Source organism: Pseudoalteromonas citrea, assembly GCF_000238375.3.
Taxonomy (GTDB): Bacteria; Pseudomonadota; Gammaproteobacteria; order Enterobacterales; family Alteromonadaceae; genus Pseudoalteromonas; species Pseudoalteromonas citrea.
The window spans coordinates 29,661-48,157 of record NZ_AHBZ03000026.1 but is presented as its reverse complement, the minus strand read 5'-3'; the positions used below and the strand labels follow the sequence as shown (position 1 = coordinate 48,157).

At 42.1% G+C, this 18,497-nt stretch carries 13 protein-coding genes; 1 reads left to right on the top strand and 12 read right to left on the bottom strand.

The features are described 5' to 3' along the window. Positions 1–297: 297 nt before the first annotated feature. The 12 genes from PCIT_RS18275 to fabR form a co-directional block, all read right to left on the bottom strand. Complete coding sequence (locus PCIT_RS18275; protein ID WP_010367273.1) at positions 298–891, bottom strand: hypothetical protein; 594 nt, start codon at positions 889–891, stop codon at positions 298–300. 107 nt (positions 892–998) lie between these two features. Continuing rightward, entirely contained in the window at positions 999–1,598 is a 600-nt protein-coding gene (gene leuD / locus PCIT_RS18270) for a 3-isopropylmalate dehydratase small subunit (protein WP_010367272.1), read from the bottom strand. Further along, positions 1,598–2,998: a 3-isopropylmalate dehydratase large subunit gene (leuC, locus tag PCIT_RS18265; protein ID WP_010367271.1), complete on the bottom strand. Its 1,401-nt coding sequence runs from the start codon at positions 2,996–2,998 to the stop codon at positions 1,598–1,600. Before leuC ends, leuD begins: the two co-directional genes overlap by 1 nt. 56 nt (positions 2,999–3,054) lie before the next feature. Then, on the bottom strand, positions 3,055–4,131 hold the full coding sequence (gene leuB / locus PCIT_RS18260; protein ID WP_010367270.1) for a 3-isopropylmalate dehydrogenase: 1,077 nt from the start codon (positions 4,129–4,131) through the stop codon (positions 3,055–3,057). Beyond that, positions 4,128–5,675, bottom strand: coding sequence for a 2-isopropylmalate synthase (gene leuA / locus PCIT_RS18255; RefSeq protein ID WP_010367269.1), 1,548 nt, complete (start codon positions 5,673–5,675; stop codon positions 4,128–4,130). Before leuA ends, leuB begins: the two co-directional genes overlap by 4 nt. 494 nt (positions 5,676–6,169) lie before the next feature. Next, on the bottom strand, positions 6,170–7,231 hold the full coding sequence (locus tag PCIT_RS18250; protein WP_010367268.1) for a hypothetical protein: 1,062 nt from the start codon (positions 7,229–7,231) through the stop codon (positions 6,170–6,172). A 61-nt stretch (positions 7,232–7,292) separates the two neighbouring features. After that, positions 7,293–8,765, bottom strand: coding sequence for a hypothetical protein (locus tag PCIT_RS18245; RefSeq protein WP_010367267.1), 1,473 nt, complete (start codon positions 8,763–8,765; stop codon positions 7,293–7,295). Between the two features lie 9 nt (positions 8,766–8,774). Continuing rightward, complete coding sequence (locus PCIT_RS18240; RefSeq protein ID WP_010367266.1) at positions 8,775–9,620, bottom strand: GEVED domain-containing protein; 846 nt, start codon at positions 9,618–9,620, stop codon at positions 8,775–8,777. A 10-nt stretch (positions 9,621–9,630) separates the two neighbouring features. After that, a complete protein-coding gene (locus PCIT_RS18235) occupies positions 9,631–10,881 on the bottom strand; it encodes a hypothetical protein (protein ID WP_010367265.1) in 1,251 nt (416 codons plus the stop codon). 38 nt (positions 10,882–10,919) lie between these two features. After that, positions 10,920–12,911 carry a Hint domain-containing protein gene (locus tag PCIT_RS18230; protein ID WP_010367264.1) on the bottom strand — a complete coding sequence of 664 codons (1,992 nt, stop codon included), beginning with the start codon at positions 12,909–12,911 and terminating at the stop codon, positions 10,920–10,922. Between the two features lie 119 nt (positions 12,912–13,030). Next, a complete protein-coding gene (locus PCIT_RS18225; RefSeq protein ID WP_010367263.1) occupies positions 13,031–16,315 on the bottom strand; it encodes a M4 family metallopeptidase in 3,285 nt (1,094 codons plus the stop codon). Positions 16,316–16,615: 300 nt separating this feature from the next. Continuing rightward, positions 16,616–17,221, bottom strand: coding sequence for an HTH-type transcriptional repressor FabR (gene fabR / locus PCIT_RS18220; RefSeq protein WP_010367262.1), 606 nt, complete (start codon positions 17,219–17,221; stop codon positions 16,616–16,618). Positions 17,222–17,326: 105 nt separating this feature from the next. On the opposite strand from fabR, the gene PCIT_RS18215 reads away from it, so the two are divergent. Beyond that, on the top strand, positions 17,327–18,463 hold the full coding sequence (locus PCIT_RS18215; RefSeq protein WP_010367261.1) for an acyl-CoA desaturase: 1,137 nt from the start codon (positions 17,327–17,329) through the stop codon (positions 18,461–18,463). The last annotated feature ends 34 nt before the right edge of the window (positions 18,464–18,497 follow it).

Here is an 18,497-nt window from a genome sequence, read left to right as displayed (position 1 = left end):
GGGTCGCATTATAGGGAGATGCAGAAAAAGCGCAAGCGTTTATTTGAAGAAAAGTGATAAAAACATAGTTTCACGGTAAAAACCTATCGAAATGGCTATTTACCAGACTTTTTAGTTTAAAAAACGCACACTCGCATCGTTTTTAATATCCCAATACATACTAGAAAGTGTCACCGCTCCCTGAAAATGCGCATAAACTATACATATTTATACTCCGAGTGCCTCTTCGCTACATTAAAGGCAAGATGAAAGGCGATGAATTAAACTTTAGCCGCCTTTCATTAAGTACTTTATGGCTTAGTCTTTATAACCCCATGGTGCACTTGGAGGAGTAATTGACTTCGTTAAATCAAAGTCCACTCTAAACTCACGACCTTCACGTACAAGTCGATAAGTAAACTTTTCATCATATATGTACATTTGCCAAGTATTCCCCATTGATTGAGGGATCCCTTGACGAGCAAAAGACTCTTTTGAATACTGATCTGCAGGGAACGACTGTACATTCGCAAAACCTGCATCGATGGTGTGGCCACCATACATGGTTGAATCATCATCGGTCCCATCTTTATGACGATGGTCATGTTTGAGACTCAAACCGCTGCCTGTTTTAGTGATCAACCAAGTACGTGACGCATCACTGCCGACATGAAAAGGCACTTGTAATTCACGTTCATTACATCGACGTACATGCATTACTAACTTTTTGCCTGCAAATGAATTTGGACCCGTTGCATTATCAACAGTGATTTTTCCTTCATACGCTTTACCACAGTGTGCTGCGATATTGTCAAAGAATGCGTCATGAGAAGGAATAGAGACCAAAGGTGCAGGACGAGCAATAGCTACACTGCTCATTAACGTCAGCGCTGTTGCGACCACAAATTTCATAGTAATGTTCCCAAAAATTAAAAACCAAAGGGTAGCTAGCCCTTTGGTTGTTTGCAATTAAATGCGCTTAACTCACCGCGCGATATAGTGGGCCGCTTAAAGTAATATTACTGCCAAGGACGTTCTGACCTTAATGTATGCTCAAATGCATTAATCGCATCATTCAACTGCTCCGTTTCACCAATAAAGTCTAAGCCACTTAATAGTCGTGCTTTAATGTCTGCGCGAACTTCAAAGTTAATTGCATCAAAATAAGGGCTGCGTAACTGCTGTTGTATTAAATCCACCTCAACTTGGATGTCATCATGTTGTTCAGCAATTAAGAATAACGACTCTAACGTGTCAGCTCCTAGGGCAATGCAGAGCATTTGATTGTTACCACAGTTATTAAAGAAAATATCGGCAAAGCTTTCAGCGAGTATAATACTGAAGCCATATTGCTTTAGAGCCCATGGTGCATGCTCTCGAGAAGAGCCGCAGCCAAAGTTATCACGGGTTAGTAAAATTGATGCGCCTTTATAGCAAGCTCGATTTAATACAAAGTCTGGATTAGGGGCACCATCGTCTAAATAGCGCCAATCATAAAAAAGCGCTTTATCAAAACCATCACGGCTCGTCGATGTCAAAAACTGCTTAGGAATGATCTGATCGGTATCGACATTATTTTTATCCAGCGGTGCTAATAGCCCTTGGTGATATATGCTCATTATATCTCCCCTCTTATATCCGTGAAGTGACCCGCAATGGCCGCCGCGGCCGCCATTGCTGGACTAACCAAGTGTGTACGCCCACCACGACCTTGTCGCCCTTCGAAATTTCGATTTGACGTTGAGGCACACCGCTTACCAGCGCCAAGTTTGTCATCATTCATTGCTAAACACATTGAACAACCTGGTTCTCGCCATTCAAATCCTGCCGCTTTGAAAATCTCTGCCAGACCTTCTTGTTCAGCTTGCTGTTTCACCAAGCCTGATCCCGGCACTATCAAAGCTTCAACACCGTGCGCAACTGTTTTACCTTCGACCACGGATGCCGCAGCCCGCAAATCTTCAATACGGCTATTAGTACATGAACCAATAAATACGGTATCTACTTTTGCCTCTGTTAATTTTTGCCCGGCTTCAAGCCCCATGTACTGCAAAGCACTGCGAATAGCATCCGCTTTAATTAAATCGCTTTCTTGCTCAGGGTTAGGCACAACTTCATCAATGCCAATCACCTGTTCAGGGCTGGTTCCCCACGTAACTTGAGGCTGAATGTCTTGAGCATTAAGCTCAACCACTCTATCAAATTGCGCCCCTTCATCAGAGTGCAGCGTACGCCAATATGAAACCGCCGCTTCAAACTCGTCCTCAGCAGGTGCAAATGGACGACCCTTTAAATACGCATATGTGGTGTCGTCTGGTGCAATTAAACCCGCCTTAGCACCCATTTCAATACTCATGTTACACAACGTCATTCTCGCTTCCATCGACAAGGCTTCAATACCCTCACCACAGAATTCAGCCACATAGCCTGTGCCACCAGCAGTCCCTAGCACACCAATTACTGCCATAATCAAATCTTTTGCAGTCACGGTTGGGCGCAATACGCCGTTAATTTGTACCTTTAATGATTTGGCTTTTTTTTGCTGCAAAGTTTGCGTTGCCAATACGTGCTCAACCTCAGAAGTGCCAATGCCATGTGCCAGTGCACCAAACGCGCCATGGGTAGAGGTATGACTGTCGCCACATACAATGGTCGTGCCAGGCAAAGTGATCCCTTGTTCAGGGCCCATAACATGAACAATCCCCTGATTTATTGAGTTTAAGTCATACAACACAATGCCAAACTCTTTACAGTTTTCAGCGAGTGCCATCAGCTGGTTTTTTGAAACTTCACTGGCGGCATCTAAAGATCGGCTTTTAGTGGAAACATTGTGATCCATTGTGGCGAAGGTTTTTTCTGGGCAACGCACCGGACGGTTTTTCTCGCGTAAGCCTGAGAACGCTTGCGGTGACGTCACTTCATGGACTAAATGTCTATCTATATAGAGTAAATCAGTTTGTTCGTTGATCTGTGCAACCACATGCGATTGCCAAATTTTGTCATATAAGGTTTGAGCCACGTGCTACATCCTCAAATAAAGCGGTAACCTGACGGAAATCACCACATTGATTGCAATTAAATTCGCGATACGATGGCTTGTGCCACATCTTGGGTGGTGTAACCACCCTCTGGGTAAATATCCGGTGTACCGACACCTGCTGCAACCGCCTCAGCAACGGCCTTTTCTATTGCACGGGCAGCTTCATCTTGGCCTAGCGAATAACGTAACATTAAGGCGGCACTTAGAATTTGCGCTATTGGGTTTGCAATGCCTTTACCGGCAATATCCGGCGCAGAGCCACCAGCTGGCTCATATAAGCCAAACCCTGATTGATTTAAACTTGCAGAAGGCAGTAACCCCATGGAGCCTGTGATCATAGCGCACTCATCAGATAAGATATCGCCAAATAAGTTGTCGCATAACAACACATCAAACTGACTTGGCTGCTTTACGAGCTGCATTGCCGCGTTATCAACATAAATATAATCTAGTTGTACTTCAGGATAATCTTTACTCACTTCAGTGACCACTTCACGCCATAGCACGCTCGACGCCAAAACATTCGCCTTATCTACCGAGGTCACATGGCTGCTGCGTAATTTTGCAGCTTCAAATGCAAAACGTGCAATCCGCTCTATCTCTTTTCGAGAATAACGCTGGGTATCAAATGCAGCTTCTTGCTCACCTTCCCCTTCACGGCCTTTTTCACCAAAATAAATTCCACCGGTTAACTCTCGCACACACAAAATATCAAAGCCTTGCTCGCTAATATCCGCACGTAATGGCGATGCACCACTTAATGCGGGTAATAGCTGTGCAGGACGTAAATTGCAAAACAAGCCAAAATGTTTGCGTAGCGGCAATAAAGAAGCACGCTCAGGTTGCTCGCTCGGTGGTAAGTGCTCCCACTTTGGCCCACCAACCGAGCCAAATAAAATAGCATCCGCGGCTTCACACGCTTTAAGCGTTGCCTCAGGTAATGCTTCGCCGCACTCATCAATGGCGGCACCGCCAATAGCGTGGGTTTGACGATTTAAGGTGAAGTCAAATTTTTCACTCACCGCATCGAGTACTCTGTCTGCTGCGGCCATGACTTCTGGGCCAATGCCATCTCCGGCTAATACGGCAACTTGGTAACTTGCTTGGCTCATCCTGCTTTCCTTTGTTGTTTCAAATCAGAGACTTTTTGCGCTCTGTTAATTAAATTATAAACACGGACCATAGCCCGTACCGATGCTTCAACAACATCAGCAGCAAGACCCGCACCGTGATATTGCCGTCCGTTATATTTTGCAATGATATCGACCTGACCCAGTGAACTTGCACCCTGACCGGTCGCATCTAAGTTGTACTCAATAACTTCTACAGACATACCGATAATTCGCTCAATGGCTAAAAATGAGGCCTCCACTGGGCCATTACCTGTTGCCGCTTCTTGCTTAGATTGCCCTGCCACTGTCATACCAATGGTAGAGCTGGCAACCGACTGTGAATTAGATGTTGAGTTAACAAATTCAAGTTTAAATTGGTCGTCCTCATCATCCATTTGATTAAAATGGATCATCGCCTCAAGGTCATAGTCGTACACAGTGCCCTTTTGGTCTGCTAATGCTAAAAAGCTGGTATATAAGCTATCCATATCGTAATCAGACTTTTGATAACCCAATTCAGATAAACGATGTTCTATGACATGACGGCCTGAACGAGAAGTCATATTCAGTTGATTGTTTGGGACACCCACACTCTCTGGTGACATGATTTCATAAGTATTCTGCGCTTTTAAAACGCCATCTTGATGAATACCTGAACTATGAGCAAACGCATTTTCACCGACAATGGCTTTGTTTGGCTGTACTGACATATTACAAATTTTTGCAACTTGGCGAGATGCTCGGTAAATTTCTTCACTGCGAATATCGGTATGTACTTTTAAGTGGTCTTGGCGCATCTTCATGATCATTGCTACTTCTTCTAATGAACAATTACCTGCGCGCTCTCCAATACCATTAATAGTACATTCGATTTGTCTTGCACCCGCCTGTACCGCAGCTACAGAGTTGGCGACCGCCAAGCCTAAATCATTGTGACAATGCACACTTAAACGTGCTTTATCTATATTCGGCACATTGTTCATTAAATGACGGATCATGGCAGAGTATTCATCGGGTGTGACGTACCCGACGGTATCAGGCAAATTAATGGTTGATGCACCCGCGTTAATCGCCGACTCTACAATACGGCATAAATCTGCATGTGGGGTGCGCCCCGCATCTTCACATGAGAACTCCACGTCATCAGTGTAATTACGCGCTAATTTAATTGATTTAACCGCCATGGCTGTCGCATCATCCAAGCTCATACGTAGTTTGTGCTCAAGATGCAATGGACTGGTTGCAATAAAAGTATGGATACGACCCCGTTCAGCCGGGCGCAATGCCTCGCCACACGCCTCAATGTCTTTGCTGACTGCACGCGCTAAACCACAAATAACCGGATTACGAACCTCGGTTGCAATGCGCTGTACAGCTCTGAAATCTGCAGGGCTCGAAACGGGAAACCCAACTTCCATCACATCGACGTTTAATCGACTGATGGCGTGCGCGAGCTGCAACTTATCGTCTTCCGTTAAACTGGCTTTTAATGCCTGCTCACCATCTCGTAATGTCGTATCGAAAATCCAAACTTTATCCTGCATACCCTGTTCCTCGGCCCAAAAAATAAAAAACCCCGCAATGTGCGGGGTTGAAAAGTAGTTGCTCAGTTGCGCGCACTACACCCCGCTCTTACATTTAATAAGTAAGAGGTTAAGTAGTAGTGACAAACGTGTTATTTTTTTCATTGAGCAAAGTCGTCCTGTTGATGGATTAATTATGTTTTATCATGTTAAAACACCACAAGGCAAGAATAAAAATTCCTAAAACAATGATAAAAACGCAATGTTATGGACTAAACAATTCAAGAAAAGACTACATATAGAATATAAATAACAAAAAACCTAGAAGTTTAGGATTAAAAACCAACCATCTCACTCATGCCTGATTAGAATAACTTTTTACCTATTTGTTACGTATGGGCATGAGGTTTGTGCACTACCACCTCCACTCATAAATAAACAAGTCAGCAATAAAATGTGTAGTGGAAGATTATAAAGAGGTGGCACTGCCACCTTCGCCATCTGATATTATTTACTTATGAGCATTCTGCTAACCAAGGAGATGTCATACATACACTGCGAATACCTTCCATGTCACTTAACAAAATGGTCGCTCGTTCTACTTCCAATTGCGCAGCGTCGAGTTCACTGTCATTTGCAATCGCCAAAAATGCACTCGCTCGTTCTAAACGCCTAACGGCTGCACCATATCGGCTTTCTATTTTTTGCCAGATAAAGTCATAGTGCGGATCGGTTTTTATACTGTGGGTTTGTAAAACATAATGACCAGACTCTTCATAAGAACGTGTCGTAATGCTTCTCGGTGCTTTCTCGATAGCTTTCAGGTCTTTAGCCAATCCTGAATCTCCAAAAACATAATCAGACAAACGCTGCAACGTCGTTAAGCATGGCGTAATATCACTACCTCGACAATGCTGTGTATTGTTATTCAGCAAGGTGGTTAATTCTGCTGGCAAAGGCGCGCTTGAATTGGCGTCAATACTTAATACTGCATTCGCTGCATACTTCTCTATTAACTTGACTTTGGTGATCGTTTTTTTGAAAAATAGTAGCCGTATCTTAATTTTCGTTACAAAACGTTTGTAGTCAGCTTCTGAGCGAAAGTGTAATCGGGTATTGATAAACACATCTCGGCCATAATCAAGCTGATATATAAACGAATTGCCACAGTCGTTATTTTCATATCCTGCCACTAGCTGGCGATTTTCTAACGTGCTATACCCCTCATCAAATTTCAGGTGTAATTGTGACGTCAAACTCAATTTATCAGTCGAGTTGCGGTGAGTGATCGAGGTAGAGACACTGCCTGCAATAATAAATAAATTAACACCACCATGTACTTCACCAAATGTTCTGCGGCGCACTTGCGTTGCATTTAATCGCTGTAGATAGTCAAGCTCACCCGACATAGCGCTATGGTGAGTAACTTGCCCTGTTATACATGCAGGTTTGGGTTTATGTAACTGCTGATCAAACCCTCTGCCCAAATCTGCTTGAGTATACGACTCAGTATAATAACGCTGGGAAAACACACTAAATGAACAACACAGTATTAATAGGCTCACTAATATTCTCATGCCTACTCCTTAGCATGGGCCAAAGCAGTAAGCTTTGGCCCAAAAATTGTTAGTAGTCAGATTAAAACGCTGTGCCATACGTGCTTAATGCACCTTCACACAAACGCCAGTTTAGAATACCAACCGCAGGGGTTTTGGCATTGATAAAAGTAGGGGCCCAGCGCATATTGCGATATTTAACACTCTCATCTTCAGCAATCACACCTGCTCTTACCGCTTCTTGACGTGCAAGTTCACACTGCTTCCAGTCAAGCCTGTCAGAGGAAGGCAATTGTAGTTGCGTTACATCATAACCTGCTGGGCACGTTTTGCCGCGGCGCGTACAGTCATCTCTCATTTTCTGTACTTCAACCTCGCATGACGTACCAAATGGATTGTCACGACAAAATTGCGCTGCATTGAATAAGAACCATGCATTGTCATATGCCAGCTTTTGAATTTGCTCTACCGCATTACTCTGAGAGTCAGGTAAGTAGGCGTAATAGCTGGTCAATAGACTGGTTGCACGTTGCTCATCAAGTACCGCTTGTTTAAAATCATCTTCAAGCTCACTGATCAGCCACTTAGTCGCATTTCTAACTGGTTGATAATTGGCTACTAGCGGTCTTACAGCTAGAGACGCGCTGTCATAACGGGTGGTGTAATATCTCACCACGTTATAGTCGCTTAATGAGTTCAATTGTGCTCTAAAACCATCTTTAGAGTACTTAACAGCCTCATAGAACATATCAAAACATGGCTTTGGGTTATCCAGTGAACACGTAATGATATTATTTGGAATAATACTCAGTAACTGCTTTGGATCGCCCCCATGTTGAATGGCTCGCACTGTGATCTTCACCGATGATTTGGTGTCATCTTGTAAATATTTTAACTGACCACCCACGTTGAATATGCCACCATATAAATCAACATCAAGGTATCCGCCAATTTCAGACTTATCACGGTTACTGCCATAATCTATCTTTAGATTGACCATAATATTGGCACCATATTCAATGGCACTAACAAATTCATCTCCAGCTAGTTTCTGTAAACGAGCTTGATGTTTATTGGCTATTTCGCTGCCTGCTGGCGATAAGGTATAACCGATGTTGCTATCTTCAGGCAAAAATAGTCGTTTCTTCGGGGTACTGGTTGCACTGAATGTATATGAGCTAGAGTAGGTACTTGAGGCCATCTCTTTTGCTAATGATGCCCCTGCTGATACTCGTACCACTGGGAAGTTAACATCAATGTCCACGCTACCATTTAACGTACTAAGCAAATCGTCATAACTCATGTCGATGCCCGTTTTAAATTTAACCTCTGTGTTACCAAAGGTTTCATCAACACGACCCGCTATCGGCTGTACGTTCAAAAAGCGCTTAGTTTGGCTATCATAAGCCGTTCCAATCGCGACGTGGTCATTGATCAACCCGGAAATAGTCGACCCAGAATTCGTAGACAACTGATTATCTACGCTTGGCGCTTTTGCTAGAGCATATTGACTAGCCATGCTCAATAAGAGCACTGTAGAATATAATGGTTTCATAATTAGTCCTTAACGAATTGTCACCAGGTAGTCTTCAACTTCACCATAATGAATACGGTTACACGCATCATCAGAGCCACCACCTGCATCAGTTGCTACACGCATTAACGTAACACCTTCTAATTGTTCAGCAGGTACATTAACTGCAAATTTAAAGATGCCATCTGACGCGGACTTATATGCCATTTCGGAAGCTGAGAACTGCCCATTTTGATCCCAATCAATCCATACTCTCGCAGCGACAAATGATGGATAATCTGGCTCTTTATTTCCTGGTGTGATCGTCATTGATACCGTACGACCAGCAGGCAAAGTAACAACTTTACCAGATACCGCCGTGTAATCTCGACCTAGCGATTCATGGGTAAAATTATCAATGGAGACTTTAGACACCCATTCCCACTCATTATCAAATGCTGAGTTTTCGCAGTATTGGTGCGTCAATATGGTGGTTTTTAATGCAACAGGTACATATTCTGGCGGCATAGTGCTACAGGCATCTGTCGCACTATTACCAGCATGCCAATCATAAGGATTGGTAAAGTCAGTATTCGCAAAGGTTAAATACTGCGCTTTTCCTTGTGCAAGGCGCTCAGGTGAAAGCCATAGGGCTTTAAGCTGCTTTAATTTCTCTTCTTTACTGACAATTTGCGTCGTGTCGAACGCGCGTTCCCACACTTCCACTAACAAACCGTCGTAGCACTTTTCTAGCCATGCGAAGCGACCTTGTGCCTGCGAAACGGTAAGTAAATCCCCTAACTCATTATAACTTGCAGCCTGTTCAAGCTCGGTGTTTGCCAGTGCACTTGATGCAACGCACAACACAGAAGATGCTGCTAATAATTGTTTTATCATGGTCATATCCTTATTTTAAAACTGCACTAAAGCTGCTGTAATCTCGATAATAACTGAGGTTTTGTGCCTCATACTCAATACAGTAATTGCCTTCAGGATTTTGCTCACAATAATCCACCATATCGGCAAATAAATTTGCATTACTGCGGCTTGATGTCTCAATTTCACGAAGTTGCTCTAGCTCAGAGATAGAAAATTGTGACGCATAGTAACGCTGTAAATTTTTAGCTCTACGATAGGTCAAGCGCTCTTCAATCCAGCGGCTGGTGAGTTCTTTCACTACTAACTTAGTCAGGTAATTAACCGCAACATAGCCCTGTGCAGGCACAAGTTGTTGCAACTGTGGACCAGAATCTTGATAATCGGCCAAATAAGCATCTGTCACGTTATAGTCATCTAGCGAATTAAACTGATTGATATAGTCTGTTTTAAGGTAATTAACGGCAGATTCAAACAAAGCAAAACAAGGCTCTGGATTTAATAAAGTACAACGCATAATGCCATTAGGAATAATGCTTAATAGGCGATTAGGATCGCCGCCACTTTGATAGCCACTCACAGAAATTTTGATTGACTGACGCTTACTGTCATCTAATTTTTGTAACTTACCATCTACCTTTACCTTACCGATCCAATCCACACTCAGATAGCCACCAATGGTGCGTTTATCAGATTCGTTGCGATAATCAATCTTCATGTTGATCACGACATTAGAGCCATACGCAAACCCATGCACAAAACCATCACCTAGATTTTTTGCTTTGTTACCTGGCTGTGCTGTCGCTAAGTCGAGTGCGGCTTGTGTTGGTAGATACCCAGTAGCCGATGATGGCATTAACATACGTGCTTTAGGTTTTACCGATGAGTAAACGGTATAAGTACCAGTATACTTATCTGCACTAATGTCTTTAGCATAATTTGCGCCTGCATCAACTCGTACCGCAGGAAACTTAAAACCGGCATCCACTTTACCATCGATCAGTTTTAGCGCCTGCTCATAACCTAAATCAACACCCACTCTAAAGTCTATTTTAGAGTTACCTAAATCTTCAACTTCAGCCCCCGTGACAGACTGCAAGCCAAGGAATACATTGCCTTTACTCTTATATGCCGTACCCAGTGGTACCGTATCTATATTATCAGTTCCCTCAGATGAGATAGTTACGTCAGTTTCTTTTTCGAATGACGGGACCATAGTCGCAGCAAAGCCTGATGCACTCATCAATGCCAGTAATATAGGGGTATAAACAAAAACTTTCATAATGTCCTCCGTGTACGGCCCCGAAGGGCCGTCATCATTTATCGAATGCTATTTAGGTAGTCTTTGTGCCAAGGCTCTGGCAGACGATTTAAGACATCTTGTTGCGTTTCGACTTCATTCTTAAACTCGTTATCACTTTGCATACCCAGATCACCAACTTGGATACCATTGGCGAACATACTGAATGTTTCACCCTCAAGTTGAATATCATCGTGTTTATTACGTTTCAGACGTAAGTTGTAAACCTTTCCGTCAAACTTCACTTCCTCTATTTTGGTAATAAACTCTGTTTTACCCTTAGTATGAATACGCTCACCTAGTTCTAAATCTTTCGCCCAAACCGATTTACCAGATTGCGTGATCACTGGGTGTGACTCAGTTAACAGTAATTTTTTCCCTTCACGTGTGGTTAATTGGATCATAGGAATAGCTTCAACCCCGATAGAAATATCAGCAATCTCAAGATCTAACCTTTGTGCTGGGTTAAACTGGCTCGCACCTACGACCGAGTCACCGACTTGTAACATCTCGATAGGCAATTGCTTTCCACCAGGCAGAGTGATCAGGCTTCCCTCAGCCAAACAGCTATATACAATTTGCATTTGTGGATAATCTGTTTTATCCCAAGATGAATTTAAACCTGATGAACCAATGACATGTACTTCAGGACGCGCACCTTGACTTGCTCGCAGTTCATTATCTAACGCAAGGTTCATGATCCAGTTAGCATCTTGATAACGGCCATATAATGATGCGTCACCAAACACGCCCTGATTTCTTGGAATATTCCAAGAGATCTTTGTCATTATCCTTCTGCCAGTGCCGATATATTCAACATTTAGATTGTCAGCAAAGAAGTTTTGAATATCAGTGTATTGATGTCCTGAAATAGTAGACGCACCGCCACCTTCTTTTGTTTGAACAAAGATATTGGTGCCAAAATCAGCTGTGCCAGGCTTCTCTACCTGCCCACCATCGACTAACTTAATCGTCCCATCGCCATTTTCTTGTACATTGAGTACTGTCCAATCAGGGCGATATATACGCGTCACTTTACCGCGCATCACATATTCGCCCACAAATGGAATTTTGAGTTTTAATTGGTCATTTGGTGTCGAGGTTGGATAAATATTTTCATAATCACAATCACCATAATTACGGTTCAAGCACACGATGATTTTTTGATCTGGGGTAGTAGCACCCGCTTTAGAGCGGACATCTTTTGGATGAATAATAGTGGCGGTATTGCCATTTAAAATACCAATGTCATTCGCTGTGCTCATATCAGCTGCTGATTTAGCAGCAAACTCTGGTGCCACATAACCCAGCTCAGCCAAGATTGCTTCTTTTGAATATTCAACTTTTGAATTACGGTCTTCAACGACTTCATTACCATTGGCATCGGTTGTTACCACAGTCACCCATGCATCTGCGTAGACACGCTCAGCCGTTTTCAATTTAGCTAATACATCTGCGACTTTTGCAGCGGAGTAAATTGATTTACGTTTTTTCTCTGTTCCATCTCCAAAAAATTCAGCATAACGAGGTAGCGTAATCGAGCTACCCTTCTCATCGACTAAGGTGATATCTATAAGCGTATAGTCAGTAGATGTAATTTCACTATTTAATGCAGAAACAACCAAATATTGATCATTTGTGCCTGGCCAATTTAATACTTCGTAGCCCATATGTTTAAAGAAGGTACACAGGCTAGTATGATGTGCATCACAACTTACTGAGTTTCCACCAATCATTTTCTGGTTTAATAACGCATCAACTTGGTGACCATTTTCTAATTGTTTATTAATCAGAGAGAACAAATGTGGGCGGTTATGTTTATTAAGGCCATACTTGTTTAATCTGTCTTTTAAAGCTTGGTTTTTACTTTTATCGGTTAAATTGGCTTTTTCAAACCCTTGCGCAATATTAAAAGGTGCAGCGGTTTGTGTACTTAACTCTGATTGAGTTGCATACGCTGAGATAGACGCACTCCCTAGTGCAAGCGCAATTGATAAACTGAGGACTTTCATCACTTTTCCTTATTATTTTGTAACTAATCAAATTGAATTTTGAGCACATGCCCAGGGTCCTCATATCTTTGATATGAGGACCTTACTGCTGTAAATTGGTTAAATACTAAATGGCTGGATTAACTGCCGTTGACTGTGAATTCAATATCTTCAACTTCACCATAATCAAAGTTGCGACATCCATCGCTGCCATGTTCTGCGGTTGGGTGCTCTTCTAAACGTGCTCGCAGTACATACTTTCTACTTTTCCACCAAGAGATCCATGGTAGACGAATAGACTGACTGGCTTTAATACGACACTCACCATTACGACAATCTTTGGTATAATTACTATTTACATCGTAGTAATTCGCTTCACCGACCGAGAATGACTCATCACGGTCTCCATCGAGCCAAATTGTAAAGCGCACATCACGGTTATCAGGACTCAATAGATTATCAATGGTGCCTTCATCCAGCACATTACTGCGGATATCAACATTCAACTCAAGGCTATCTTCAAACTCTAGGTTAGTTTGCTGCTTCACATAGCCATTGCCATTGGTGCCCGCAGAGCCTGCAATTAAATGGCGTGCATAAATTGAGGTCCAAAGATGCATTTCATCGATATAAATTGTTTGTGCATTCGCGGGGTTATTTATACCGATTTCACATTGTGCAGGGGCACTCAAGGTAATTTGCTGCGATAGTTCATCAAATTGACCACTACCATCTTGATAATCAACGCGTAAATAGACGGTATAACTTCCATCCACAAGTGGATATTGCACCTCATTAGGCTGCGCTTTTGAACTTCCTTGGTTATCGAAACCAAAACGCCATGTATAACTAGGCTGCCTAATGGCATTAACTTGTGAGGTATTGGTAAATGTAACGCGGTTATCAGCAGAAATTTGGTAAGTAAAGCCCGCTTCAAGTGGTAACTCTGGTATCTCTACATCCGCTTTTAAATCAACCACCTGTGAAGACTTCACATAACCACACGTATCATAAAACGCATATTGGCCACCCAACGAAACCCGCATTAACCCAATACCCGCTGAGGTACTATCCTTGAGTTTAAATTTAACTTGCCCATTACTGATGGTTTGATTGGATACCATCATTTCATTTTCTGAGAACAAGCCATCACGGTTATTATCTAATAATACCGACACCAACTTACCATTGAGCGAGCTATCAAACTTAATCACTTGCTGAACGTGTTTATTCAACACATGTGTGTCAGTTAGCACACTTTGATATGGCTGAGTATTTAATGGTATTTGCTGATCATTAATTGTGAGCGAAGAGATACTAGACTGTGCTTGCGCTTGGACTGGAGGACACGCAGCTTGTACTGCACGACTATAAAAATGTCTATAGCCAACCAATTCAGTGTTGTCAGTTTTTAAAACGGCCAGTTTAAACCGGATCAAGTCATCAGTATTTACTAAGCGTTCTCGCTGTAAAAATGCATGAATTGCAGTGGCGCTATTTTTTTGCCAACGCTCAATTGTTCCATCTCCCCACTCAACAGTAATGGCTTTGATTTGATTTGCTGGAACAGAGCTTAGCGTATAACTTACAACGTCATATTGAATAGACCCTTCGAAATCGAGCGTCGAAAGTTGACTATTTTGCGCAATAATCCCCACCGAATGTAGCGTCGTATCTATTTGCTGTTTGACTTCACTTATACTGCCGATATGACTGAAATGGTTCGCCTGATCAAGCAAACACATCCCTGCATCTTGAACGGATATACCTTTGAAGAAACAATTGATGTTGGCACGTAGGAACAGTTTAAACGCATCTTGAATAGACCAATTTTGAGTTTTTACTAACTCATAAAACGCTTTTCTAAATACCCCCGAGGTTTCGTAAATTGATTGGCTCGGATTATATGATTTAAAATGGTCAATACTTTTACCATCCCAAGATGGCATAGCAAAATATCGTGCACCAGTGTCTTCATACAATACATCCCAACCAAACCACCACTTACGATTGCCTCTGTGGTTGGTGTCACTGTCTAAGGATTTACGATTAAAAGCGCTCGAGCCTTTGTAAGAACCTGACACGTTTTGTGATAAATAATCAAATACCGCAATACTGGCAATATCTGAAAATGCCTCATTCAAAGCACCATCTTGCCCTGTTGCATTAAGTTGGCTATTCCAATATGTCACCGCGTGGCTTGCTTCATGGGATACAATATCTAAGGTCGTATGGTAATAGTGCGTACCACCATAATTACCTGTGCCATAGTTTACATAGGTCTCATCCCAGTTAGCCTGTGAATTACCATGAGTATTATTTCCCACATTTTGAGCCAACTGCTTTAGGCAGAACCCCTGCGAATTACACTGAGTTTGTTGGCTAGGATACATTTCAGTCAATAATTTATGGTAATACTGCATCACCAAGCCCGCATTAAAGTGGGCTTCATTGACACCGGAATAACTAAAATAATCATAATATTGATCATCGACCGCTGTCTGCTCAAAATGTTCATTGCTGTTGCCACACTGATAGCTAGCTGCCCGCGTTTTATCTGCCAAATAGTCGATAGTTTTGACATAAGGGTTCTCTAACGTACATACCCCTTGCTGTTTTGAAACTACGAAAGGATATCCAGAGAAGTCAGAAAACAAATGTGCTTGGGGGTCTGAAAAGGTTAATTCAGATGCAGCTGAATCTGATGGGTCGAATTTATAGGATAAACAGTTCTGCATACTTGCAGGCGCTGGAGAGTAACAAATGGCACCTAATTTTTCATTGCCACCTATACCGCCACCAGCAACAAAGCTTTGTTGAGCTGTGAACCCATCGATGTCGTTTTCTTGGCGTAAAACTTTAAAGCTTTGCGCATCAACGATAAAATTAACACGGTGTGAGGGGGTGATTACGTTTGCAACAAATACCGCTTGCAAACCATCATCATTTAAAATAAACGCTTTGCTCAGTTTAGGCTCACTCACAAACGCAACGCCATCAGTGCTTAAACGATGAACCAGTTTTTCTGTTATTTGTTGAGTACTGAGTGCAAATGACGCAGGGCGTGGAATACTAAAGTCTTTGTCTGCAAGCAGTACATTGCCTAAACCTTGTTCAATATTCCCAGCCTTATCGACCAATAAAACAAATCTATTGTCTAGTACTGGAATATCACCAAGGTAGACTTGGTAATGCTGATAGCGGCTGCTTTCACCTCTTGTCTTTACAGCTCGATAATTAACAGTGAGCTGCGCATTAGGTGTTGACTTGCCAGTAACACGTCTCACAGTGTTAGGCTTTAGAAGATGATCTTGTACTTTAGGCCAAATATGACTTTCATTTACCAAAGAGTGCTGCTCAATAGCATGACTGTTCAACGCCACTCCTACCAAGCTGCTTAACGTTAACCACAACCGCTTTTTCATTCGGACTCCCTCATCGTACCCATTATTGAATTTTTTAGTTTGAACTTAGTTAAAGTGCAAATATTCTATTTAGAGTAAGGGATCAAAATTAACAATCAAATAACAAAAAAGTCTTATATGCGATCAAAAAACAATCAAGCCATTTAGATCAGTCAGTTAGATTAAAACAAAAAATTAACATTGGTATTGAAGGGAAAACCTGACGTAGACATCATAAATACGTACAAAAAAAGTGCTAGTATCGAGATTTTTTTAATGTATTACAACTGAGTATAAAAGGTTATGAAAAGTAAATTCGCGTTAATGACCACCATAATGTGCCGACCCTCGAGCAATATAACGCAGTTGCCAAACTAAACGCTCTGTTAACTCTGCTAATTGCTGACTATCTTGGTCTAATGCATCGGCACCTGCATTAAATACCAAAATCACCATAGCTTCTGCTTGCATATAAGCATGGTTTTTATCACATGGTGTTTCTGTTTCTAAATAGTGTGCTAACTCTAAGGTAAAATGCTTAATTTCCCGAGCCACTGCCGCTCGAAAAGCTTTAGATGTGCCTGAGCGCTCACGTAATAAAAGCCTAAACTGGTTACTCGATGTATCAATAAACTCCATAAAAGTTTGCACCGAGGTGTTAATTACACTACCCCCACTGGCAATACGACGTCTAGCTTGGCGCATTAATTGACGCAACGTCAAACCCGCTTCATCAACCATGGTCAACCCTAATTCGTTCATGTCTTTAAAGTGTCGATAAAAAGAAGTCGGCGCGATACCAGCCTCTCGAGCAACCTCGCGTAAGCTTATATTTGAAAAGCTATGCTCAGCGCTTAACTGATTAAAAGCGGCTTCAATAAGTGCTTGTCGAGTTTTTTGTTTTTGCTGTGCACGAACACCTGACATTTTTCATTCCATATATAATTAGATCAAACATTGTAGAGTCTAATACTTGACGGCAGCAGAATGAAATACTATTTTAGCGTACAAGTGTACGCTGAGATTTAAATAATGAAAAAACCGCCGATTATTTGGACAAATGTGCTGTTCTTTAGCCTAACTTTTTTGGCTGCCATCACATTGGTGCCTTGGTATGGCTATGAATATGGCTATACTGCGACGCATTGGGCTATATTTACAGCCTGTATGTTTTATGCAGGACTATCAATTACTGCGGGTTATCACCGCCTATGGGCCCATAAAGCCTACGATACACACCCTGCTGTACAATGGGTATTCGCCATTGGTGGTGCATTCGCATTACAAAATAGCGCTTTACATTGGAGTAGTGATCACCGTGTTCATCATGGTCAAGTCGATGATCCAGTAAAAGACCCCTATGCTGCCACAAATGGCTTTTGGTATAGCCATATAGGGTGGATGCTACGTGATCACCAAGGCGACAGCTATGGTGATTACAGTAATGCTCGAGATTTACAGCGTAATAAAATCGTTATGTTTCAGCACCGACACTACTTAAAACTCGTGCTCGCCACTAATATTGGTATTCCACTATTACTGGGTCTGTTAGTCGGCGATGTAATAGCAATGCTGCTACTTGCTGGATTACTAAGGTTAGTGTTGAGTCAACATTTCACTTTTTTCATTAATTCATTAGCACATATTTGGGGCTCTCGTCCTTACACAGAAAAGAACACAGCACGAGATAATGGCTTTTTAGCGCTATTTACCTACGGGGAAGGTTACCATAATTTCCACCATATATTTGCCAGCGACTATCGTAACGGTATTCGTTGGTACCATTATGATCCCACTAAATGGATGATACGCGCCATGGCAGCTTTAGGTTTAGCGTATAAACTTAAGCGTACGCCCGTGGAACGAATTGAGAAAGCCAAAGCTGAAACCTTACTGATCAAAACCAAAGTTCGCTTAGCAAAATTGCCTTTAGCGCAAGATAAGCTTACATTGTTACAACAAGAGTATGAATTGCTTCTAAAAAAGCTCCAAACATTTTGTTCTGTGCAAAAAGAATTACTAGAAGCAAAAAAAGATTCCATGCGCGAACAGTGTGATAAATCAACACTCGCAAAGCAGTACCAAGAACTAGAAGCAGCTTGGCACGAGCAAAAACAAGCATGGCTAGCGTTAAATGCGAGGCTGTTAAAACCGTCATTTAGTCTATAACTAAATTTCACAGCCTCTTTAAAGAAATATTGAG